Annotated in this window: 22 protein-coding genes and 1 pseudogene; 12 read left to right on the top strand and 11 right to left on the bottom strand. The window is 60.2% G+C overall.

Annotated features, from left to right (window positions below; all coding sequences use genetic code 11):
• The first annotated feature begins 7 nt into the window (after positions 1–7).
• Complete coding sequence (locus ACWTV1_RS04535; RefSeq protein WP_498504300.1) at positions 8–1,225, top strand: sensor histidine kinase; 1,218 nt, start codon at positions 8–10, stop codon at positions 1,223–1,225.
• The gene (locus ACWTV1_RS04530; protein WP_498504299.1) at positions 1,222–1,845 is read left to right on the top strand and encodes a response regulator; all 624 of its coding nucleotides are present in this window, start codon (positions 1,222–1,224) and stop codon (positions 1,843–1,845) included. The genes ACWTV1_RS04535 and ACWTV1_RS04530 overlap by 4 nt, the downstream gene beginning before the upstream one ends.
• A 28-nt stretch (positions 1,846–1,873) precedes the next feature.
• On the opposite strand, the gene ACWTV1_RS04525 is transcribed toward ACWTV1_RS04530, so the two are convergent.
• Positions 1,874–3,544: a DHA2 family efflux MFS transporter permease subunit gene (locus tag ACWTV1_RS04525; protein WP_498504298.1), complete on the bottom strand. Its 1,671-nt coding sequence runs from the start codon at positions 3,542–3,544 to the stop codon at positions 1,874–1,876.
• A gap of 313 nt (positions 3,545–3,857) precedes the next feature.
• On the opposite strand from ACWTV1_RS04525, the gene ACWTV1_RS04520 reads away from it, so the two are divergent.
• From ACWTV1_RS04520 to ACWTV1_RS04500, 5 genes are all read left to right on the top strand, one after another.
• Positions 3,858–4,328: a DUF2871 domain-containing protein gene (locus tag ACWTV1_RS04520; RefSeq protein WP_498504297.1), complete on the top strand. Its 471-nt coding sequence runs from the start codon at positions 3,858–3,860 to the stop codon at positions 4,326–4,328.
• Between the two features lie 179 nt (positions 4,329–4,507).
• Complete coding sequence (locus ACWTV1_RS04515; protein WP_498504296.1) at positions 4,508–5,209, top strand: DedA family protein; 702 nt, start codon at positions 4,508–4,510, stop codon at positions 5,207–5,209.
• 166 nt (positions 5,210–5,375) lie between these two features.
• Positions 5,376–6,587: an integrase core domain-containing protein gene (locus ACWTV1_RS04510; RefSeq protein WP_498504295.1), complete on the top strand. Its 1,212-nt coding sequence runs from the start codon at positions 5,376–5,378 to the stop codon at positions 6,585–6,587.
• A 363-nt stretch (positions 6,588–6,950) separates the two neighbouring features.
• Entirely contained in the window at positions 6,951–7,457 is a 507-nt protein-coding gene (locus tag ACWTV1_RS04505) for a DUF421 domain-containing protein (protein WP_498504294.1), read from the top strand.
• Positions 7,458–7,554: 97 nt separating this feature from the next.
• Positions 7,555–7,995, top strand: a complete 441-nt coding sequence (locus tag ACWTV1_RS04500) for a hypothetical protein (protein WP_498504293.1) — start codon at positions 7,555–7,557, stop codon at positions 7,993–7,995.
• A 149-nt stretch (positions 7,996–8,144) separates the two neighbouring features.
• Here the strand turns inward: ACWTV1_RS04500 and ACWTV1_RS04495 are convergent, their stop codons facing one another.
• From ACWTV1_RS04495 to ACWTV1_RS04485, 3 genes are all read right to left on the bottom strand, one after another.
• Positions 8,145–9,452 (bottom strand): ABC transporter permease, encoded by a 1,308-nt coding sequence (locus tag ACWTV1_RS04495; RefSeq protein WP_498504292.1) that lies wholly within the window; start codon positions 9,450–9,452, stop codon positions 8,145–8,147.
• A complete protein-coding gene (locus ACWTV1_RS04490) occupies positions 9,449–10,147 on the bottom strand; it encodes an ABC transporter ATP-binding protein (protein ID WP_498504291.1) in 699 nt (232 codons plus the stop codon). The genes ACWTV1_RS04495 and ACWTV1_RS04490 overlap by 4 nt, the downstream gene beginning before the upstream one ends.
• Before the next feature lie 85 nt (positions 10,148–10,232).
• Positions 10,233–10,529 (bottom strand): hypothetical protein, encoded by a 297-nt coding sequence (locus ACWTV1_RS04485; RefSeq protein ID WP_341619386.1) that lies wholly within the window; start codon positions 10,527–10,529, stop codon positions 10,233–10,235.
• A gap of 152 nt (positions 10,530–10,681) precedes the next feature.
• Between ACWTV1_RS04485 and ACWTV1_RS04480 the strand changes: the two genes are divergently transcribed.
• Together ACWTV1_RS04480 and ACWTV1_RS04475 are read left to right on the top strand one after the other, a co-directional pair.
• On the top strand, positions 10,682–11,578 hold the full coding sequence (locus tag ACWTV1_RS04480) for an SDR family oxidoreductase (protein WP_498504290.1): 897 nt from the start codon (positions 10,682–10,684) through the stop codon (positions 11,576–11,578).
• A gap of 224 nt (positions 11,579–11,802) precedes the next feature.
• Positions 11,803–13,020 carry an ammonium transporter gene (locus ACWTV1_RS04475; RefSeq protein WP_100388410.1) on the top strand — a complete coding sequence of 406 codons (1,218 nt, stop codon included), beginning with the start codon at positions 11,803–11,805 and terminating at the stop codon, positions 13,018–13,020.
• Between the two features lie 136 nt (positions 13,021–13,156).
• Here the strand turns inward: ACWTV1_RS04475 and pdxH are convergent, their stop codons facing one another.
• Positions 13,157–13,798 carry a pyridoxamine 5'-phosphate oxidase gene (pdxH, locus tag ACWTV1_RS04470; RefSeq protein WP_498504289.1) on the bottom strand — a complete coding sequence of 214 codons (642 nt, stop codon included), beginning with the start codon at positions 13,796–13,798 and terminating at the stop codon, positions 13,157–13,159.
• A 35-nt stretch (positions 13,799–13,833) separates the two neighbouring features.
• Entirely contained in the window at positions 13,834–15,039 is a 1,206-nt protein-coding gene (gene nhaA / locus ACWTV1_RS04465; protein WP_498504288.1) for a Na+/H+ antiporter NhaA, read from the bottom strand.
• Between the two features lie 313 nt (positions 15,040–15,352).
• On the opposite strand from nhaA, the gene ACWTV1_RS04460 reads away from it, so the two are divergent.
• Positions 15,353–15,634, top strand: coding sequence for an iron-sulfur cluster assembly accessory protein (locus ACWTV1_RS04460; protein ID WP_100388412.1), 282 nt, complete (start codon positions 15,353–15,355; stop codon positions 15,632–15,634).
• Between the two features lie 51 nt (positions 15,635–15,685).
• Here the strand turns inward: ACWTV1_RS04460 and ACWTV1_RS04455 are convergent, their stop codons facing one another.
• Entirely contained in the window at positions 15,686–16,984 is a 1,299-nt protein-coding gene (locus ACWTV1_RS04455; RefSeq protein ID WP_498504287.1) for a hypothetical protein, read from the bottom strand.
• Positions 16,985–17,099: 115 nt separating this feature from the next.
• On the opposite strand from ACWTV1_RS04455, the gene ACWTV1_RS04450 reads away from it, so the two are divergent.
• Positions 17,100–20,897, top strand: a complete 3,798-nt coding sequence (locus ACWTV1_RS04450) for a DEAD/DEAH box helicase (RefSeq protein ID WP_498504286.1) — start codon at positions 17,100–17,102, stop codon at positions 20,895–20,897.
• Here ACWTV1_RS04450 and ACWTV1_RS04445 read toward each other — a convergent pair.
• Both ACWTV1_RS04445 and mscL read right to left on the bottom strand, forming a co-directional pair.
• Positions 20,869–21,102 carry a hypothetical protein gene (locus tag ACWTV1_RS04445; protein ID WP_498504285.1) on the bottom strand — a complete coding sequence of 78 codons (234 nt, stop codon included), beginning with the start codon at positions 21,100–21,102 and terminating at the stop codon, positions 20,869–20,871. The genes ACWTV1_RS04450 and ACWTV1_RS04445 overlap by 29 nt on opposite strands.
• Before the next feature lie 141 nt (positions 21,103–21,243).
• Positions 21,244–21,654, bottom strand: coding sequence for a large conductance mechanosensitive channel protein MscL (gene mscL, locus ACWTV1_RS04440; RefSeq protein ID WP_498504284.1), 411 nt, complete (start codon positions 21,652–21,654; stop codon positions 21,244–21,246).
• On the opposite strand from mscL, the gene ACWTV1_RS04435 reads away from it, so the two are divergent.
• On the top strand, positions 21,638–21,901 hold the full coding sequence (locus tag ACWTV1_RS04435) for a hypothetical protein (protein ID WP_498505054.1): 264 nt from the start codon (positions 21,638–21,640) through the stop codon (positions 21,899–21,901). The two genes, mscL and ACWTV1_RS04435, sit on opposite strands and share 17 nt — an antisense overlap.
• Positions 21,902–21,915: 14 nt before the next feature.
• Here ACWTV1_RS04435 and ACWTV1_RS04430 read toward each other — a convergent pair.
• Together ACWTV1_RS04430 and ACWTV1_RS04425 are read right to left on the bottom strand one after the other, a co-directional pair.
• Positions 21,916–22,113: pseudogene (locus tag ACWTV1_RS04430) on the bottom strand (FmdB family zinc ribbon protein); the annotation flags it as partial.
• The gene (locus ACWTV1_RS04425) at positions 22,064–22,654 is read right to left on the bottom strand and encodes a 5-formyltetrahydrofolate cyclo-ligase (RefSeq protein WP_498504283.1); all 591 of its coding nucleotides are present in this window, start codon (positions 22,652–22,654) and stop codon (positions 22,064–22,066) included. The pseudogene ACWTV1_RS04430 and the gene ACWTV1_RS04425, both read right to left, overlap by 50 nt.
• Position 22,655: the final 1 nt, after the last annotated feature.

Here is a 22,655-nt window from a genome sequence, read left to right as displayed (position 1 = left end):
TCACACCATGACGATGAGCACCACGATGCGGACGATGCGCTACGGCCAATATGTCATCACCGTGGTGCTCATCGTCATCTGCATAGTTCGGGCAATCATTGATGGCGCAGAGCCGGTGCTCGTTCTTTCCCTCAGTGTTTGCTTCGCCGGCTGGTACATCCTTGGGTCTTTTCTAGCGCCACGAGTGGTCGGAGATCGGCTGTCAACTGTATGGCTGGTCGGCCTAGCAGCACTCTGGCTTGGGCTAGCCACAGTGTCGATGGAGTTTGTTTGGCTTGCGTTTCCGCTCTGGCTACTAGCCGGACATCTTCTAGACCTGCGCCCGGCGATCATTTTCAGTGTTCTCGTGTTCGCCGCTGTTGTGCTCGTTCCGTTGGTGCAAACCGGTAACACCTCTTATGCATTCGTTATCGGACCGCTAGTCGGAGGTGTGTTCGCTCTAGGTATTTCCCGCGGATATTTGCAATTGCTCGTGGATGCGCGCGAACGTCAACGCCTAATCAACTCTTTAGTGAAGACACAGGAGGAAATGGTCTCCCTACAGGACGAGCTTGCTCGGGCACAACGGGAATCGGGCGCTATCGAGGAACGAACGCGATTGTCCCGCGATATCCACGACACCATCGCTCAAGGACTGTCAGCGATAGTTCTTATCACTCGTGCGGGTAGCGGGAAAGAACTGAGTGACACCACAACCGCACTTACTCACATCGAAACGATCGCATTGGATGGACTCGTCGATGTGCGGCGTATTGTCAATGCGCTTTCGCCCGCTGAACTTCAACAGGGTGCACTTGCCAGCGCGTTGCGCAGGATGCTGCAGCGGCTTACAGCAGAAACAGGAATCCGAACCGAGCTTCATGCTGATGACAGTTCTACATCCTTCCCCGCTATGGCGGAAATCGTCTTTTTGAGAACGGCGCAATCGGCGCTGTCGAACGTTCGACTTCACGCCAATGCTCACCATGTAGTAGTCACACTTGACGATTCTGAAGAAACCGCCCGGCTGGACATCGTCGACGACGGTGACGGTTTCAATGTCAGGAAGTGGAGTGACACCACAGAGAGCACCTCGAGTGGTTACGGACTTCATTCGATGCGCGCGAGACTTCTTGAACTTGGCGGTGGCCTCGACATCGAGAGCGCCGAAGGAAGCGGAACTGCGCTATCAGCACACGTGCCCCTCAGCCAACTCATTCAACGAAAGAATGGAGATACTTCATGACTGTGACGGTGTTGTTGGTCGATGACCATCCGGTAGTTCGTTCAGGGGTGCGAGCCGTTCTGGCCACTGAGTCCGGCGTCTCTGTGATCGGCGAGGCAGGATCTGGTGAAGAGGCGCTGCCGTTAGCTCGCACACTGCGACCAGATGTGGTGCTGTGTGATTTGCGCTTGGGCGATGGGTTGGACGGGGTCCAGACTACTGCTGCGCTTCGACGCCTTGACCCGCCCCCGGCCGTCATTATCCTCACCACCTATGACCACGATCATGACATTCTTCGTGCCGTTGAGGCGGGAGCTGCCGGGTACCTACTCAAAGACGTCGCACCAGCAACGATCGCTGCGGCTCTCAAGGATGCAGCCGCGGGCAGAATGGTCTTGGCCCCTGACATGGCCCAGCGAGTGCTCGCAACGATGGGCGCTCCACGCCCAAATCTGAGCGATCGGGAGCGAGAAGTATTGCGGTTAGTTTCTGCGGGACATTCGAACAGCGAAATCGCCCGGATACTCTTCCTCACGGGAGCAACCGTCAAGTCACACTTAGTGCACGTGTATACCAAACTGGACGTCGATAGTCGCACGAAAGCTCTCGTCAAAGCTCGCGCACTCGGCATCATCGACTAAAGAGAACCGATGGTTCCACTTGCAAGCTTCAGCCATCGCTAGCGGGCGTGACTTGTTTAGTTGATGGTGATGTTCGTGATCTAAGCATGAATGCAAATACCAGCCCAAGGGCGAGAGCGCTGGCAGCACCAAACAACGCGGTGCGCGTTGCCGAGGCAACACCATTCGAGAGGGCGTCCGCCACAGCCGGAGCCGTATCTCCAAGGTCGCCCTGGCCCGCTCTGATCGCCGGGATAGAGCCTCCCGCCGAGTCCTCCGCGATCTGGGCCACCTGTAGGGATTGTTGCGCCGATAGATCGGGCACGATATCCAGGTGTGCGGGTATGGCTTGGGCCAGGCCCGCAGCAAAGACTGCACCGATCAGAGCTGTTCCCAGTGCCGTGCCGACCTGCCGCACTGTGCTTTGTGTCGCTGATCCTTGCCCCGATTGCGCGGTGGGGATGTCCACCAGAACGGTGCCGGTCAGTTGGGCTGACGCGAGCCCCAAGCCGAGTCCATAGACAACTAAAAGCCCCGCCAAGACGACCGGCGGCATTGATGGGGTGAGGAATAGGGCGGTAACGGTGACGCCGATGATCTCTAGCGTCAGACCGAGTACGACAACATTGACCGGCCCCATGCGTGCGGAGAGCCTGCGGGCCAGTGCTCCCGAAATGAACGCCCCGATGCCCATCGCAGCAAGAACAAGTCCTGCACCCAGCGTCGACAGCCCAAGTACGTTAACGATAAATAACGGGAGGACAAAAAGAAGTCCAAATTCGCCAATCGCGACACACAGCGCAGTAAGGTTACCCCAGCGGAATGTGGCCACCGAAAACAGGCTTACATCGAGGATCGCGGACCGACCGATACGAGCACGGTGTCGCTCCCACAGTACGAATAGCACCAGAGCTGCCGTCCCGATCGCGCCAACTATGGGCACTAAAGAAATTGAGGCGGAGGCGGGCCACACCCATCCCAGCATGCTGAAATCACGAGTCGGAATCCACCATCCGAGATTGGGGCCCTCGATAAGGGCAAACACCACACCACCAAACCCGAGAGCGCTCAGCAGCAGACCGTCGACATCGATCCCGCGTGCGTGGATCGTCGCTTTCGATTCGGGCACGGTGAGCACGATCCCGACGAGAACCAGAAGCCCAAACGGGAGGTTCACGATGAAAATCCACTGCCAGCTGAACGACGACGTCAGCCATCCGCCAAGCAGGGGACCGAATGCCGCCATACCCGCAATAACGGCACCCCAAATTCCGAAAGCGACTGCGCGGTCCTTCCCGCGGAACGTGGCGTTGACGGTCGACAACGTAGAAGGAAGAATAAAGGCCCCTCCGAACCCTTGTACGACACGTGCCGCGATCAGCGTTGCTCCACCGGTGGCGAACGCTGCCCACGCGCTCCCGGCCATGAAGATCACGACTCCGACGATAAACATTCGGCGGCGTCCAAGACGGTCGCCCAGTCGCCCGGCCGTCAACAGCAGTGCGGCGAACACGACCGCATAAATCCCGTTCACCCATTGAGCATCGTTAAGAGAGAGGGAGAGCTCGCGGATAAGGACGGGGAGGGCTACCCCCACGATTGTGCCGTCGAGCACGATCATGGACAGGCCGGCGGCAAGAACCCCTAACCCGATCCATTTTTTACGTCCTGAGATTTCGATCGTCGAGCAGTCTGTTGATTCACGCTCTGGTGCATTCACAGGATTACTTGTCCCTAATGTTCGCCTAGCCACGATCTGCGGAATCCATCGTAGAAGATAACCGATGCTGACCGCGTCAACTAAAGGTTGGTTATTGACGGGCTCACTGTTCTTCAAGAATGGGACCAGAGTGCGACCAGGGTGCAGCCCGGTGGACCTTCGGCGGCGGTCAACACGATCTTGAGAGGGCACTTAAAGGTCATGGCGAGACCGATGCGTCTTATTGCTGGTGGCACATTCAATCTTTAGTACGACGCAGCGTTGTGCGTTGCCCGAGAGACTTGATATATCCGCAATTTGATTGGAAACCCAGATGAGTAAGTTGTTTTACGCCGCATTCGCCTACATGGTCCTCGGGGTGGGGTCTGGGCTGTTTTATCGCGAGTTCACCAAAGCGAATGGCTTTGGCAACGATCAATTCACCCAACTATCGGTGGTTCACACGCATTTGCTCGTGCTGGGGTTCATTGTTCTGCTGATCGTTCTCATCTTGGAAAAAACATTCACGCTGTCGGCGAGCAAGCTCTTTCCTTGGTTTTTCTGGATCTACAACATCGGTCTGCTTATGACAACGGCAATGCTTGTTCTGCATGGGATGCAGCAAGTAACTGGCGATGAGACAAGTAAGGCGATATCAGGGATCGCAGGCATGGGACACATCCTTATATCAGTAGGAATGATCCTGCTGTTCCTAGCGCTGCGCTCGCGCCTAAAGATCGATAAAGCCAACTCGATCGCTGAAATCTCCGCACCGGGCACAGTACGGACATCGCCCGGTCGGTAGTCGATGAGCAAGTTCAACGTGGCAGCGCCTAGGAGTCGGGCGCTGCAACGTTTCCGTCCATCTCAGCGGGCCACAAAAAGAGCACACGACCTAATCAGACGCACGCCAACCACCGCGAAAGAAGCGCGGCATCAACTCTGGGATACGGTTGAGTTAGGTCACCCTTAGATTGGAGTCAGATGCACGCTGCGGATTTGCATTCCTCAAGCCTGCAAACTGATTTGATCAGCTTTTTCGACGGTGTGGGCCCGTTCGTCTTTTATGCGGTCGTCTTCTTGCTCGTTTTCGCCGGAACTGCGTTATTCGTCGGAGTATTTGTTCCGTTCGTCACCGGGGATTCACTGCTGTTTGCAGCTGGGCTAACCGCAGCCGCTCATCCCGAACTCAATATCGTCGTACTCGCGTTTGGTGTTGGCTGCTCAGCTTTTCTTGGTGATCAAGTGGGCTATTTTATTGGGCGTCATGCAGGTCGCGACTACCTCGACAAGCGCAAGAGCGAGCGTTTCCAGCGTGCAATAAGAGCATCAGAGAAGTTTTATGCCAAATACGGTTGGTGGTCTGTAGTCGTCGCCCGTTTCGTACCTCTGGGACGTGTCGTCATCCCCGCGATTGCCGGAATAAGTCGCATGAACTATTACCGATTTTTGTCCAGCAACTTTGTAGGCGCAATTTTGTGGGGAGTGGGTCTCACCCTCACGGGATTCTTTGCAGCATCAATTCCCGGTGTCAAAAATGTTGCGTACATCATCGCTGTAGTCGTAATCATCATCTCGGTTGTCGCGGGAATTCGCACGTGGCGGGATGACCGATCGGCGAGCTCGTCTGTCTTTGATAGCGATGATGAACCCCTGGTCCCTCCGAGCGATATGGCCGTGGACTGAGCCGACATAGCGCTGTCCAACCTGCGGTTCGTTTGTTGAGATCTAGTTCGCTGCGGTAGTAGCGGGACCTTGTGATGTATCAAGACATCGGTGACAGTTCTGCATCAATAGATCGGTGACCATTCGGGCCTGTTTGGTGGTGACACTTCTCCTCGATGTTTGAGGGATGAGTCCCTTTGAGCCTGTCGATCCTCGTGTCCGTCTCGCGATTACACTGTGGCCGCCCGATGCTCCGCGGGGCGCGGTGTCCACGTTCTGCGCCGAGGAGGGCATCTCCCGGACGACGTTTTACGCGATAAAACGCAGGGCGCTCGACGAGGGCCAAGCGGCGGCGTTGGAGCCGAGAACACGGAGGCCGCGGTCGAGTCCGAAACGGATGGCCGACGACGTGAAGGCCCAGGCAGTCGCGGTCCGGGCGGCGCTGGAGCGGTCTGGTTTGGATCATGGGCCGATCAGTGTTCACGAGAAGATGCGGTCGCTGGGGCTGAGCCCGGTCCCCTCGACCGCGTCTCTGTCGCGGATCTTTCGGGATGCTGGGGTTGCTCGGGTTGAGCCGAGGAAGAAGCCTCGGGCGTCGTTTCGGAGGTTCGTCTATCCGGCCCCGAACGCCTGTTGGCAGTTGGATGGGACCGAGTATGTGCTCACCGGTGGTCGCAAATGCGTGATCTTCCAACTGGTCGATGACCACTCCCGCCTGGCGGTCGCCTCCCATGTCACCTGGGCTGAAACCTCCGAGGGCGCGATCGCCGTCGTCCGCAAAGGGATCACCGCGCACGGGGTTCCGCAGCGGCTGCTCACCGACAACGGCGCCGCGCTGAACCCGTCGAGGCGGGGAGCTGTCGGCCAGCTCGTCACCTTCGTCACCAGGCTGGGCGTCGAGCCGATCACCGGCAAACCCTATAAGCCGACCACTCAGGGCGAGAACGAGCGCTTCCACCAGACCCTGTTCCGATGGCTCGACAAACAACCGTTGGCCGGCACCCTCGAGCAGCTGCAGGGTCAGGTCGACGAGTTCGACCGGATCTATAACGTCGAGCGACCCCACCAAGCACTGCCCGGCCGCATCACCCCGGCGCAGGCCTGGGAGGCAACGCCGAAGGCTGACCCGCCCCGACCCCGGAACCAGATACGACCGGTCGGCTGGGACGGGATCCGCGCCACGCGAGTGGCCCGCAACGGCATCGTCCAAGTCCGCCAGACGCGGTTCCACGTCACCCGGCTCATGGCCGGCCGGAACGTCTATCTCATCGAGACCGACCAGCACCTGCTGATCTTCGACGACCAAGGCACCGAGATCATGAAGCACCGATGGCCTCGACCCGGCACCAAATACGTCAGCTCCGGCCGACCCCGAGGCCGCCAGCCCAAAACCATCTAAGTGTCACCGATGTCCTGATGCGCGAAGTGTTACCGATGTCCTGATGCAGAACTGTCACCTATGTCCTGATGCATCACAAGGCATTGATGCAGGCCAAGTTTGCCCACATTTTGCCCACAACTGTGGGCAGACGATGCAGATCATTCGTGGCTCTGGTCACCCAATAGCTCTGGATTTCCAGGGTTTTGGGGCACTCGCCCGGCCGGCAGAGGGAAGTGACGGGGGTTCGAATCCCTCCAGGGGCACCAAGACGATTGAGCGCCTTCACATTCAGGTCACGCTCACGAACGACCAGCACCATAGAAGACTCGGGCGAAACGGAGAGCACTGTTTTGCCGTCTCTGAATCGAGAGGATGAGTTGCATGTGGTTCGAGTCGTGGCCTGACCTGGTTCGCATTGCGGTGGTCGGCGCAGCCGGTTACGCAACGCTCCTTATCGTGTTGCGAATATCTGGCAAGCGCACGCTGGCGCAACTGAATGTCTTTGACTTCGTCGTGACCGTTGCGCTCGGATCGATTTTCGCCACTCTGCTGCTTAATACCGATGTCTCCTGGTCGGAAGGTCTTGTAGCTTTCGCGGTGATCGCAGCGCTGCAATTCATCGTGGCCGGGGTGACCGCTCGCTGGCCTGCCGCTCGAAAGATCGTGACATCCAGTCCGGTCCTGCTCTTGAGCGACGGCGAGATGCGGCACGATGCGCTGAAACGCAGCCGACTGACTGAGTCTGAGGTTCGCCAAGCAATCCGTGGGAGTGGGGCAGGGGGAGTCGCGGATATCAAATGCGTCGTTCTCGAAACCAACGGAAAGCTCAGCGTCATTCCGGCCGACAAGTACGGTGATGGTTCCGCACTAAGCGAAGTAAACCTGTGAACCTCTGAGCTGGCAGGCCAGCGGCTCGCACAGTTTCGCTTTAATAACAAACGGCAGTAAAGCTGTTCGACGTTTGTGCCGTAAATATTATGAGAACATGTCAAAAATTCTTAGGCTGACGAAGATGCTGACGAAGATGCTGGCGATCGCGACTGCCGCGACGGTCCCATTGCCGGGATGCTTCGCGTGCACGACGATCGGGAACGTCAACAGCAGTCCTGCGGTTATTGAATTGAACACGGCGCTTCCCGCCGATCACTCGATTTCTGCCTGCTTTGGTGAATCATGCAGCGTTGCTCCTTTGGCTAGCGAAGACGGTTACCGCTGGACAGTCCCTCAGGAGCCGCCGTATTTGGTGGAGGGCGACTTGGCCTTAGGAGCGAAAGGCCCGCTCCGTGTCGTTATCGCCGATGAAGCCGGTGAGCTAGTAATTGACGATCACTACGAGATTCCGATTATCGCCGAGCGCGCAGGTTGGTTGAGGCAATGCCCTGGCCCAGTTAGTTTCGCTCCTCTGGAAATTGAATTTGCTGGTTGAGGAGCAGGCGCTGCGCCCGCGCACGATACCCGCGACCAGAGAGTCTGTTCGCGGTCGACGTGTATTGTTAGCGGCTTTGAGTGAGCAAAGCAAAGGCCGCAAGCAGTAAGTAACTGCTTGCGGCCTTTGTCGTTTACCGAGCTGCGTGGCTATTCGTACCGCAGCGACTCCACCGGGTCGGCCTTGGCTGCACGGGCCGCGGGCAGCGTGCCCGCGAGGAACGCGATTGCCATGACGACGAGGATGATGACGCTGATCGAGAGCGGATCGAACGCGATCAGCGTAAGCCCCGGGAGGTCGGCGAGGAGTGCCCCGGCGAGTACCGAACTGATGCCGGTTCCCACGAGCATCCCGATGCCGACACCGATCGCGCTACCGAGGAAGCCGATGAAGACGGCTTCGAGGCTGAAGAGTCCGAAGATCTTGCCGCCACCCATGCCCATAGCTTTCATGAGGCCGATTTCGCGAGTACGTTCCTGCACCGACATGAACAGCGTGTTCACGATACCGAAGCTGGCGGCGAGCAAGGCGATGATCGCGAAGGCGTTCAGCACGAGCACGATGGCGTCGATGATGGTCTTGAACGTTCCCAGTTGGTCGGCCACGGTGGTGCCCGTGTAACCGGCATTGGTGAGGCGTTCCTTGAGGGCCGTGACATCGGCATCCGTGGCTGCAGCATCGAAGCGGACGCTCGCTTGGGCGTAACGCTCCTGCTCCTCGAGCGCGATTCCGATGTTTTGCGTCGAGTACAGCTCGTCGGTCAGGGCGTCGTTCACCACGAGCCCGCCAGCGCCCGTTGCCGCAATGCTTTCCTCAGCAACGCCCACGATGGTGGCGTCGACGAGGTGCTGAGTGCGCTCAGCATCAGTGATGGCGATCGTGAGCGTCTGGCCCACTGCGGCATCAGCGTCAGCAAAGCCGAGCGACTCCACGTAGGAGATCGGCACGTTCAGTTCGAACGCATCCGAATCAGCTGAAGGAGCTTCGCCGGCAGCGAGCTGTACGGTTTGACCATCGACGAGTCCGCCAACGGAGGTCAAATACTGTGCGCCATCACCCACCTGGATCCAGTCCAGCGTGATGGATTTTGTGGCTTCCACATCGAGCACACCCTCAATGTTCTCCAGAGTCTCGAGATCTTCGGGAGTAAGCGCGACGACGGTCGAACCTGGGCGGTTGAAGCCGTCGCTCGCGATGGCATCGGGATCGTACTCGGCAGGGCCAGTGCTGTCGGCGAAACCGGCGTTGGCGTCTTGGCTCACCGACACCGTCATGACGTCTTCGGCGCCGATCGAGGTCACAGTGTCATCGATGTAGCGGTTGATGCCGGTGCCAAGCCCATTGGTGATGGTGAGCGTAAAGGCACCGACGAAGATCGCGAGAATCGTCAGTACGGTGCGGGTCTTCGAGCGGAACGTATTGGATGCGGCAGAGCCGATCAGGTCGAGAGTGTTCATGCGGCCACCTCCGTGGTGTCGTTCACGAGAAGTCCGTCACGAATGTAGATGCGGCGATCACAGCGAGCAGCCAACTCCTCATCGTGGGTGACGACGATCAGGGTGATGCCTTTGTCGCGGTTGAGGGCAAAGAGAATGTCTTCGACAACGCCGCCCGTGGTGGTGTCGAGGTTTCCGGTAGGTTCATCCGCAAAGATGATGCGCGGGTTGTTCACGAGCGCGCGGGCGATCACCGAACGCTGCTTCTGACCACCGGAGAGGTTCACGGCCTTGTTGCCTGCTTTGTCATCCATTTCCAACTGCTCGAGGGCGGCGTGGGCGCGTGCTTTTCGCTCGCTGCGGCGCACGCCGGCAATCTTCATGGGCAGCATCACGTTCTCCAACACGGAGACGTTGGCGGTGAGAAAGAACTGCTGAAATACGAACCCGAACGTCTTGTTGCGCGCGCGATTGAGTTTCTTGCCCTTCAACGTGCTGGTGTCGACCCCTTCGAGTTCCACCGTTCCTGAGGTGGGCGCATCGAGGAGTGCGAGCACGTGCATGAGGGTCGACTTTCCGGAGCCGCTCTTGCCGATGATCGCTACGCTTTCGCCCTCGTTGATGTCGAAGGTGACACCTTTGAGAGCGTCAAAGCGGTTCTGACCCTTGCCGTAAGACTTGCGGACATCCTTGACTCGGATGATGGGGGTATTCATAACACTCAGTCTTGCCGATCGCGGCGCTGAGGTAGTCAGCCGAGGGGAGTCAGCAGCCTACTGCCAGAGAAGTATCTTGTGCCGTCTACTTCTTGAGTGCGGCTTGACGCTTTTGTTCCGCCGCGCGTTCGAGTCGCTCAATGCGCAAGAGGTCGAGCAGCAGCAACGCAATGGGCACAACGGAGACGATGCCCCACCATTCCTGAGTTCCGCCGGTCGTGACGTACACGATGTTGAACACGACGGCCCACGCGAGACCGCCGATGAGCCAAAGAAGGCGCCACCACGGTGTCGTGAGTTGGCGGATGCGCGTACGCAGGAGGGACGTCTTCGCTGGGGGAGTAGCGCCATCGGGGGTGCCTGCCGAAGCTGTATCGTCCATGCGCCAACTCTACGTTCTTCGCGCGGCCCCGGAAACTCTCTGTGCTCGCTGGGAAAAGCTGCACGGTTTCATGAGTTTTCCACTCCTTATCGAGATGGCTTTCTAGGGTGAAAGTGGCGTTATCCCGCCTCATCACGAACGAAAGGGAAACCATGGCACACGACCAGTACACCTTCCTTGATCCCGTTACGCGCTTCGACAAGGTGGAACCGCCGGAGCAACACCAGCCCGAGCCGGGCCTCGATTCCGAACTTGACCCTCGCGCCGACCTTGGCGAAGACAGTTACCGCGGTAGCGGGCGGCTTGCTGGGCGCAAAGCGCTCATCACCGGAGCCGACTCGGGAATCGGGGCTGCGGTCGCGATTGCCTTTGCTCGAGAAGGCGCGGATGTTGCCCTGTCCTACCTGCCTAGTGAACAAAGCGATGCCGAGCGCATCGCCGCTCTCGTGCGCGATGCAGGACGAGACGCGCACCTTCTGCCGGGTGATATCTCTACCGCAGAGGTAAGCCGCACGCTGGTCGCCGACGCCGTTGAGAAGCTGGGCGGCCTCGACACTCTCGTCAATAACGCTGGCAAGCAAGTATTCTGCGAAAAGCTCGAAGACCTGACGGATGAGGCTTTCGACCAGACCATGAAGACAAACGTCTATGCGATGTTCTGGATTACCAAGGCTGCGCTTCCACATCTCCCTGCCGGGTCGAGCATCATCAACACGACGTCTGTTCAGGCCTATAAGCCTTCGCCCGTTTTGGTGGATTACGCCACGACGAAGGCGGCAGTCAACACCTTCACTAAGGCGACGGCGGCTCAGCTGGCGGAGCGAGGCATCCGTGTCAACGCGGTCGCTCCGGGCCCAGTGTGGACGGTACTCCAAGTCACGGATGGTCAGCCGCAAGAGAAGATCACCAGCTTTGGTCACGATACCCCGCTGGGTCGCGCGGGGCAGCCCGCAGAGATGGCACCCGCGTATGTGTTCCTCGCCTCCGCCGAATCCAGTTACGTGGTGGGTGAAACGCTCAACGCCAATGGTGGGATTCCGACTCCGTAGCCACAACTGACAGTCGATTCACCGAATACCTCGGGGTTCTCGAAACTTTTCCGTAACACCCGCGCTGCACGTTTAATGTGCGCGAAACATAACTGAGGGGTTACCGAAACGCTAAGCCGCGATGCTTTGTCGTGCGGGTCGGTGGGAGTGGAATAACCCGACACTCACCGAAATCCGCCACAGCGACACGTGTGCACCAGGCACACAAAGCGAAAGAGGTTGAGATGGATACAGTGGTTTGGGTACTCATTAGCACTGCACTTGTGCTGCTTATGACCCCCGGTTTGGCATTCTTTTACGGTGGACTCGTCAAAGAGAAGTCCGTAGTCAGCATGATGATGATGAGCTTCGGATCTCTCGGCCTTGTCGCCGTTCTCTGGATCCTCATCGGCGCAAACATGAGCTCGATCGACGGTTCAGTCTGGTCGTTCTCCGGTAACCCGTTCAGCAACTTCGGTCAAGAAGGCGTAGCCGGTTCTGACCTCCTCTTCGTTGCTTTCGGTGGAACTTTCGCCATCATCACGACCGCACTGATCTCGGGTGCCATCGCTGACCGTGCTCGCTTCGGTCCGTGGATGATCTACACCGGTGTCTGGGCAACTCTCGTTTACTTCCCCGTCGCAGCCTGGGTCTGGGGCGGCGGCTGGATTCAGAACCTCGGTGACATCCTCGGTGGTCTTCCCGCCGTAATCGACTACGCCGGTGGTACTGCAGTTCACATCAACGCTGGTGCAGCTGCACTTGGTCTCGCTCTGGTTCTCGGAAAGCGCGTTGGCTTCAACAAGGACATCACGCAGCCTCACAATGTGCCCCTGGTTCTTATCGGTGCCGCACTGCTCTGGTTCGGTTGGTTCGGATTCAACGCCGGTGCCGCTAGCGACCCCGACGAAGCCGGCCTGATCGTGTTCAACACGCTCGCCGCTCCTGCAGCAGCAATCCTCGGTTGGATCGTTGTGGAGAAGCTCCGCACCGGTAAGGCCACCGCCGTCGGCGCCGTTTCGGGTGTTGTCGCTGGTCTCGTTGCCATCACTCCCGCTTGTGCAAACTTGACGCCCGGTTGGGCACTCATCCTCGGTCTGATCGCCGGTGCTGTTTGTGCTCTCGCCATCGAGCTCAAGTTCAACCTCGGCTTCGATGACTCGCTCGACGTAGTGGGCCTCCACCTCGTTGCCGGCATCATCGGAACGATCTACCTCGGCTTCTTCGCCACCGACACTGGTCTCTTCACCGGTGGAGATGCAGGCCAGCTGGTTGTTCAGACCATCAGCGTTCTCGCCGTAGCTATCTTCTCCTTCGCAGCCTCCTGGCTGATCGGAACCGCGATTCAGAAGACCATCGGATTCCGCGTTACTTCGGAAGAAGAAATCGCCGGTATCGACCTCGCCGTCCACGGCGAGTCGGGCTACGCACTGTCGTCACAGGAGACTGTGTCGGCTAAGTAGAGCCCACAACCTCGGGAGGGGCACAACTGTTATCGCGGTTGTGTCCCTCTTTTGGTGTTAAACGAAGAACCCCGCACCGGGCGGTTTCGCCGGGGGAGCGGGGTTTCGTTGCGTCTAAGGAACGGTTGGCCGTGCTCTACGGTTGAAGCCGCAGCCGGTCCCATTCGCCTGAGTCCGTGCGCACGAATCGCACCCGGTCGTGAAGGCGTGAGCCGCGACCCTGCCAGAACTCGATCGTGTGGGGCTCGACAACAAAGCCGCCCCAGTCAGCAGGGCGCGGCACATCGCGCCCCTCAAACTCGGCTTCGAGCTCCGTCACTCGCTGCTCCAAGAGTGCTCGGGATGCGATGGGTTGAGATTGTTCGCTGGCGTGCGCCGCGATTTGACTGCCTCGCGGTCGCGTGGCGAAGTAGGCGTCAGAAAGAGCTGCGGCAACGGGCCGAGCGGTTCCCTGCACCAGTACCTGCCGGTGGATTGAATACCAAGGGAAGGTCAGTGCGGTCGCGGAGTTCGCCAACAAAGCGCGCCCCTTGATCGAGCTGTAGTTCGTGAAGAACTCGAAGCCCGCGCTGTCAATGGCGCGCAAGAGAACGGTGCGAGCGCTGGGGGAGCCCTCAGCATCCACCGTCGAAAGAACCATTGCGTTGGGTTCGTAAACGGCTGCTTCGCTGGCGTTGGCCAGCCACAACCGGAACTGCTCGATCGGGTCAGCGAGCACATCCGAATCATTGAGCGGTAGTTGGCCGTAGTCGGTGTGCTGGCTCAGAGGGTCGGACACGGTGCATCCTTTCGGCAGTGCCTAGGTGCCGCGGCTTAGTCCTCGTCTTCGATGAGGGCCTTGTCGCGGTCGGGGATTCCATCCTCGTTCATGTCGCGCTTGCGGGCGAGGCGTGAGTCCCAGCGCAGGCTGATCGCGGCGAGAACGGCCGCTAGGGCGGTGCCGATGAGAATGGCGAGCTTAGCGCCGGTGGTGTGCTCGCTATCGGGGAACGAAAGCTCCGAGATGAGCAGCGATACCGTGAAGCCGATACCCGTGAGGAACCCGATCGGCAGCAAGTCTCGAAGCCCGATCGAGTCGGCGAGACGGAACTTAGTGACCTTGGTGATGACCGCGGTTGTCCCGAGTACACCGATGATTTTTCCCAGAACCAGACCGACGATAATGGCGGCCACAACCGGCTGCACCAGCACGTCGCTGACGCTCTCATCGCCACCGAGCGAGACGCCGGCGGCGAAGAAGGCGAAGACCGGCAGGGCGATTCCGGATGATGTGGGGCGAACAGCGTCATCGAACGCGTGCGTGCGAGTGTCTTTCTCGCCGTGCACGAGCTTGGCGGGAACGGTGAAGCCGAGAACGACACCGGCGATCGTCGCGTGAACACCGGAGTCGTGCATGAACGCCCAGGCCACAAGGGCGAGGGGGATCAGCAGCCACCAGCGAGGCTTGCGCGAGCGAACGACAAGACCGAAGAGCACGATCGCCACGAGCGAGAACAGCAGCGACAGCAGGTCGATGCTCTCGGTGTAGAACAGGGCGATGATGACGATCGCGAGCAGGTCATCCACCACGGCCATCGTGAGAAGGAAGGTGCGCAGCGCGCGCGGAAGACCGCGGCCGAAGATGGCGAGCACGGCGAGAGCGAACGCAATATCGGTGGCGGTGGGGATCGCCCAGCCGCCGAGCGCGGTCGAGTCGCCCGAGATGAGAATGATCAGCGTGAAGAGCAGCGCGGGAAAGAGCATTCCGCCGATGGCGGCGAAAACGGGAACAGCAGCTTCGCGCGGCTTGCGCAGGCTGCCGGCAACGAGCTCTTGCTTGAGCTCGACACCAACAACGAAGAAGAAGATCGCGAGCAGGCCGTCGGCCGCCCACGTGGCAAGAGTGAGGTTCAAGTGCAGTGACTCGGGGCCGATGGTGGTTTCGGCAAGCGCGGCATAGCCTTCACGCCACGGGGAGTTGGCCCAAATCAGCGCAATCGCTGCCGCGACCATCAGCAGAATGCCGCTGGTGGTCTCCATGGTTACCCACCGGCGTACTCGCTTACGGGGGCTCAGCTTTTTAGTGGGTGAGGTCACAAAATTCCAGACGTTGAGGTTCGTCAGCGGGGTCGCCGACACAATCGCCGACCAGACTTCCCGGCACTCCAGCCTCAATTCTACCGGTCGGGTGCCTGAGCGCATGCACCATGACGCAAGCAAACTCGCCGCGCATCCTGACCGTCGCATCCCCTCTCTATGAGAGTTGCCTCATAATCACCGCTCAGGCTTGCTGACTGCTACTCACTAAGGAATCGTGGGGGTTTCATCTCGCTGAACCTGGAAGGACGAACATATGCTCACCCTCACCGAAACAGCCACCACGGTCGTCAAAACGATCGTCGAGCAAGACCCCAACGCGGATGCCTCGGGGCTTCGAATTAACGGAGAGCCTGGCGCTCCCAACTTGACCGTCGCCGTTGTTGCGGCTCCGGAGGCTGGCGACTCTGTCGTTGAAGCCGATGGTGCGCGCGTCTTCCTCGAAGAAAACGCGTCGGTCGCTCTGAGCGACAAGACGCTCGATGCCAACGTGGGCGAGAACGGCGCAGTGAACTTCGCCGTGATCGACCAGGCCTAACGGGTCACAAGCTTCGGGAACGGTGGCGATGTATTCGTCACTGTTCCGCCGCTAGTAGCGGGCGAGAGCGTCAGCATCTCGAGCATGAGTAACCGATCGGCGGATGGCGTCAAGGGCCTCCACCGGATCTGTCTCGGCTTCAGCGATCATCAGCTGACGCTCCGCCTCTGCTAGCCGGGTGCGGGCGCAAGCACTGGCTCCGCCCCGCCCCACTAGCTCTCGAACGACTGAGATCTGACTTCGTGCCGCCACCAGGGTTCCTTGGTAGGCGGCGCGGGCGTGTTCGAACCTTTGTTGCTGGTTCCGCGCCGTCGCGAGAGCGCTATCGAGTTCTGCCCCCGCATCATTCAGCAATTCCAGCTGTTCGAGCGGGCTGTGGCGAGTGTCGGATTCCGCTGCCGTGAGCTCCAGCGCCCGCTCGTTGGCCGCGATCGCCGCAAGAATACGCGCTCCGCTCTGCGGGTCGGGGGCCGACTCCGCCGCGAGTCGAGCTTCGTGCAAATCGGTGCGGGTTGTGTCGCGCAGCTGCAGCACGGCAGCATCCGCTTCGGCGAGTTCCGCAAGAGACCGGGCAGTGGCCGCCGCCGCGCGCTGTGCTCGATGGAGCGAGTTTGCTGCGGTGCGCAGGGTGTCGGTGACCGCGTTGACGCCGGTGGGGCTAATGCTCGGCGCCGCAGCATCCAGAGCAGTCGCGGCTGCCGCAAGCTCTGTCTGGCCAGCCGCTAGCTCTCGACGAGCGACCGTCAGCGCTTCGTCCGCATAGTCGTGTTCCGCTGTTTCCAGTTGACGAGCTGCCGTAGCCAATCGCTCGCGAAGTGACTCGACCTCTGAGCGCAATTGCTGTTCGGTGGTTGCTGCCGCAGCCTCGTTATGGCGTCGCGCGGCGAATGAGGCGTCGAAATTGTCGAGACTGGCGAGCGCCTTCTCGCAGAGGGCAGTCATCTGCAGCGTCAGGCTGCGGCGGCGCTGATCGGCGGTGCTCGGAGCCTCGTCCCGTTGCTGGCCGAGCCGGAACGCCTCCGTCAACTGGTCGCGCGCTTCGGCAAGGGCGTTTGCAAAATCGCGGGCAGTCTCTGCCCCGAATTGGGCAACGGCAAACCCCAGCTCTAAATCAGCTTCGCGAACCCGGTCATCGAGAGCAACGAGGAGACCAGCCGCGCGCGACTCCAGAGTCGATTGCGATGCCGTTCCGCGGATGCCGCGGTCTCCACCTCGACGAAACAGCGCCACAAAGGCGACGGCTCCCACTGCCAACACGAGCACAACGACGGTGACTACCGCGATCGTGGTGCCGCGCACGACATCCGCGGCATCGGTCGCGACGAGAAGGGGCAGCCCGAGGGAGAACATGCACCGTATTCTACGGTCGCGTGCCGCATGAACTGGGGGTGCCGCCTGCCAGTGAGTCTTGCGAAACCCGCGGCGGTTACAGGCTTTATTGCGCTGGGCAGCTTAAGGTGGCGGTGTGTGGCGTGCAGATAAAGTTTCGGATGATTTCACGGGGGACCCAGAAACGGGCGGCCCCGACATTGACGATGCCGAAAACGAGCACGCTCACGCCCACATTCAAGTGACAGCGCCTCACACGCTGAGTTTTGGTGAGCCAAACATTATGGCCGGAAACGTTGCAGAGCCCACATGGACGCAGTGGCGTACACAGTTGTCTGAACTGGGTGGGCGTTCGCCGCTCATCCACTTCGTTGATTCGCCTCGCACGAGAGTGGATCTTTCAACCACCCATCCCGGTGGCCTTGCGCAGTTCATCACGGGCAAGCGCACACTGCTCTCGAGCCTCATTCGTGACGATGTCGCACTGCGCTCGGCGAAAACCGCTGCGGGCGCCGTTGCGGCCAAGGGCCTTGAACTGGCAACGGCCCGTGGTATCGATTCGGTGCACTTGGGAATCGGTATTGCGCGCTGGACCCATAACGATGTCGAGTTCTGTGCTCCCGTCTTGTTGCGCCCGCTCGCCATCCGTCGTCACGGTCGAGACTTCGAGCTCAAGCTTCGCGGCAGCGCCTTCTTGAACCCCGCTCTTGCTCGCGCTCTCGACGAGCAGTTCAATCTGCGCCTCGATGCCGAGTCGTTTGTGGCTCTGACTGACGCCGACGGCACGTTCAAGCCGAATCCCGTTATTGACCGACTTCGCGGCCTCACTTCGCACCTCGACGCGTTCGGGGTCAGCCCGCGCCTCGTCGTGTCATCGTTCGCGGATGTCGCCCACGGCCTGGCCGATGACGCCGCCGATCTCAAGCACCCGATCCTTGACGCGCTCGCCGGCAACACCGCCGCAGCGTGGACCATCAAGGAGGGTTACGCTCCCGTTCCCGCTCTTTCGGCCGACGAGCGCTCGCCGCAGACTGACAACCTTCTTCTCGACGCGGATGCTGAACAAGAGAACGTCATCGCGCAGATCGAAGCGGGCAACTCGCTCGTGGTTCGCACTCTGCCCGGTACCGGCGGCACCCAAACGATCGTGAATGCGGTCGGAGCCCTCGTTGCCCAGAACAAGCGCGTTCTCGTCGTGAGCCCGCGTCGAGCCTCCCTGCAGTCGATCGCCGATCGCTTCGCCGATATTGGGCTTCCGGGTCTCTCGGTATCCCCGCGCACGCTTCGTCGCGACATCATCCGTTCCATTTCTCGCAGTGAAAAAGCCAGCAAGCCTCAGATCGAAGACGTGGATGACGCGCTGCTTCGCCTGCGCAAGATCATGCTCGACTACCGGGAGTCCATGTCGGTCACCGACGGTGTGCTTGGCGTCTCGGTTCTCGATTGCGTCTCGGAGCTCAGCCGTCTCGCACTGCTGCCCACTCCGCCTTCCACGACGGCACGTCTGTCGCGCGAAGCGGTAGAGAAGCTCGCCAAGGACCGCAGTGCCGCTACCGGCGTGATCATCGCTGCCGCCAAGCTCGGCGAGTTCAAGTACGGCCCCGGCGATTCTCCGTGGTACGGCGCACAGTTCGCTAACGGTGGCGAGGCGCTCAAGGCTCATCAGGTCGCCCAGCGAGTCAATGGCCAACTCTCTGAACTGTTGGATGTCGCCAACCGTCTCGTCTCGAACACTCGCATGCGCCCGTTCCAGAGCATCGATGAGCTCGGGGTGTACCTGCGACTGCTCGTGGATCTCCGCGAAACCCTCGACCGCTTCGTGCCTACCGTGTTCGACCGCGCGATCACCGAACTCATTGCGGCCACGGCTCCGCGCCGCGACTTCCCGGAGATGACGAGTGCTAACCGCCGTCGCCTCAAGAAGCTCGCGCTCGAATACGTGCGCCCCGGCGTTCGCGTTCCTGACATGCACGGTGCTCTCAAGCGCATCCAGAAGCAGCGTGTGCTCTGGCACCGTTTTGTCGCCGAGGGTGCGAGCCCGGCAGTGCCCGTGGGTATTGGCGAAGTGCAGCGCTCGTACCAGCAGGTGTCGGAAGATCTCGCTCTCCTCGATATTCCCTTGGGAATCGCGGACTCGCACGTGAACCTCTCGGCGCTGCCGATCCCGTTCCTCATTGAGAAGGTCGCGTCGCTCGCAGCCGAGTCTGATGTGCTCAACAACCTGCAGGAGCGCACGGCGCTTATGGGCAGCTTGCGCGACTTGAAGCTCAACCCCCTCATCGAAGACCTGGCCGAGCGCCACGTTCCCGAGGATCAGGTTGCCGCTGAACTTGAACTGTCGTGGTGGAAGTCGGCGCTCGACTCCATGCTCGAAGTGGACCGCGCTCTGTTGAACGCCAACACGTCCGTTGTTGACCGTCTCGAAGCAGACTTCCGTCTCGTGGACGAAGCGCACGCCTCGGCCAACGCCAAGCAGTTGTCGTGGCAGATCGCCGAAAACTGGAAGATCGGTCTGGTCGACTGGCCCGACGAGGCGAGCGCCCTCAAGCGCGCGCTTGCCAAAGACCGTCTCACGTCCTTTGACGTACAAACCTCGGCACCGCACTTGTCACGAACGATCGCGCCGGTGTGGCTCGCTTCGCCCTACGAGATCGATTCCGTCGTCGACACTATGCCGTTCGACACCGTCGTGCTCGTGGATGCCGGCGCCGTCACTGTTGCCGAAGCGGCCGGAGCTATTCGCCGCTCGAAGCAGGTTGTCGTTATTGGTGACCCCGTCATCCAGTCTCCGACACCGTTCGAGACCGCCGTGCGCGACGCTACCGGCGACCTGCCGCAGCCCATCGATGACGAAACTCGCGAAGCCCTCGTTGCGGACTCGGCGTTTGCCAAGCTCAGCGGCCTGCTGCCGACCTTGACTCTCACGCGCAGCTACCGTCCCGGCGGAGAAGAGCTTGCCGAACTCGTGAACCGTCGTTTCTACGACGGCCAGATCGAGTCGTTGCCGTGGGCCGGAAGCTTCCTCGGGCATGGCAGCCTTGCGGTCAGTTACGTTGCTGACGGTGTGGGAATGCCCGATCCCGACTCGGGAGCGGTCGAAAGCCCCGACGCTGAGGTTGCGCGCGTTGTCGAGCTCGTTCTCGATCACGCCACTAAGCGCCCTCAAGAGTCGCTTATGGTTATCACGGCTAGCCCCGTGCACTCCGTTCGCGTCATGCAGGCGGTATTGGATGCTGTCAGCCGCCGTCGCCCGGAATTGCTCGACGTCATCATCGGCGATCGTGCAGAACCGTTCACTGTCACAACGATCGATCAGGCCGTGGCCCAAAGCCGCGACCGGGTTATCTTCTCCATCGGATACGGCCGCACGCCGCACGGGCGCGTGCTCTCCGACTTCGGTTCGCTCGGCGAGCCCGGGGGAGAGCGACTGCTTGCGGTGGCGATGACGCGCGCTCGTCGTTCGCTCGAGATCGTTACGTCGTTCCGCTCAGAAGACCTCGACGATGGTCGTATGAAGCACGGTGCGGTTGCGCTGGCTGAAGTGCTCGACGAAGTGGATGCCCGCTACGCCGAAGTTCCCGTGCCCGACGACAGCGATCCCATGCTCGTCGATCTCGCTCGTCGCCTCGAAGCTCGCGGATTGCGCGTTGCTCTCGGCCACCGAGGCAAGCTTGGCCTCGTTGCTTCGCGCGGTGGGCGCTGTGGCACGATCGAGACCGATGCGATGGTTCACGAGTCGAGCCTGCGCGAGTCACTGCGTTTGCGCCCGGAGCTGCTGCGCCGCCTCGGCTGGCACTACCTGCGCGTGCACGCTTTTGAACTTTTCAGCGATCCTGACCAGGTAGCCGACAAGGTGGCCCGGATGCTCGGAGCAGAACCTGCTCCCACCACCGAGCCCATCACGATCATCCCCGCCAAGCGCCCCGAGCAGTAATGGCGGATCGCAGCAACGACGCGGTCGCCGGTACGAACGTGAAGTCATCCGCCGACGTGGTGTCGAGCGCCGCGGCAGTTGCGAGCGCCGCTGCAGCTTCGAGCGTCGAACCGGAACCAGTCGCGGAGACAACGTCGCGGGCGAAGCGATCCAAGAGCCGTCGGGTGACGACGCCGCCGCCGGCAGGGTCAGATCCGCACCCCACGGGCGAGCCAAAACGGCACCAGAGCAACGAAAACGACGAGCGACTCAAGGGCGAGAAACCTCCGCATTGGGGGTAAGTTCCTTGGCCGCTCGCCGTGAGTGCTCGAGCTTCGGGAGTAGCTCGAGTGAGAGCTCAGTTTCGCTAGCTGTTTTGCTTAGCGAGCAAGTCGCGAATCTGGAGAAGCAGTTCTGCTTCGGTCGGGCCCGCTTCGGGCTCAACGACCTTGGGCTTGCGGGCATCCGCGAGCTTGTTGGCGTAGTTCATGGGAGCCACGATCGCGAAGTACACGACAACAGCAACGAGCAGGAACTGGATGATCGCTGCGATGACCGCTCCGAAGAAGATCTCTGCTTCTCCACCGCTAGCGGTAGGGATGGCGACTCGCAGTGCTGTCGATAGTGATTCGGCATTGAAGAGTGCGCCGATGAGGGGGTTGAAGACAGCTTCGACGATGCTCGTAACGACCGCGCTGAACGCAGCGCCAATAACGACCGCAACGGCGAGATCGATTACATTTCCGCGCAAAATGAACGCTTTGAATCCGCTTAACATTGGTGCTCCTTGTAGTGGGGGATACGTCAACTATGACGCTTTAGCAGCCGATGGTGAAGAGGAAGACGAAGAAGATCCCGAAGAAGTTGATGATCCTGACGTCGATGACGAACTCGACGACGACGAACTCGACGAGCCGGAATCCCCCGAACCTGAGCCAGATGTCTTGGTCGTTGACGACTTCGAACTCGACGAGCCCGAGCTCGAATCTGTGGAGCTCGTGGTGGAGCGCGAGTCGTTGCGGTAGAAGCCCGAGCCATTGAACGTGACGCCGACGGCGGAGAAAATCTTGCGCAACTTGCCCTGGCAGGCGGGGCAGACCGTGAGCGAGTCATCGGTGAACGACTGCTGAATGTCGAAAGCGTTGTCGCACTCGGTGCAGCGGTAAGAGTAGGTAGGCACGAGATCCTTAGTTGTGCTCGGTGATGGTGACAATCCCCGAGGGGGTAACAATGCCATCCACTGGTTGGTCATGAATTTCGGTGGGCACTTCTGCCACATATTCGTTGTCGAAGATCACGGCGTAGACGGGAGGCTTGGTCTCCATCGAGCCGAGCGTCTTGTCGAAGTAGCCGCGGCCCCAGCCCATGCGCATTCCGGAATGATCGACGGATGCCGCCGGCACAATAATGAGGTCAACGTCGTTGATAGCGATCGGGCCAAGTACCTCGCTCGTCGGAGCGGGCATACCGATGAGGTCTTTGTCTTCTTCTTCGCCGTCGTACGGAGCCCAGTCGAGCAGGCCGTCAGCTCGCGAGATGGGCAGCAGCACCGTGATGTCGTGGTCGCACGCCCAGCGCAAAAAACCACGCGTTTCGGGCTCGTCGGTGGTCGACAGATAGGCGGCTATCGAGGTGGAACCGAGGCGCTGAGCAAGTTCGATGAGGTTCGCTGTTACGCCTGAGTTAAATTCTTCCCGCTCTTTAGCGGTGCAGATGCGTCGGCGTTCGCGTAATTCGGCCCTTAGTGCACGTTTGTCGTGACTGACGTCGTCGGTCATA

Source organism: Salinibacterium sp. VpJ6 (assembly GCF_059767345.1).
Note: the sequence above shows the minus strand (reverse complement) of the source record. Positions and strands in the feature narration are given on the sequence as shown.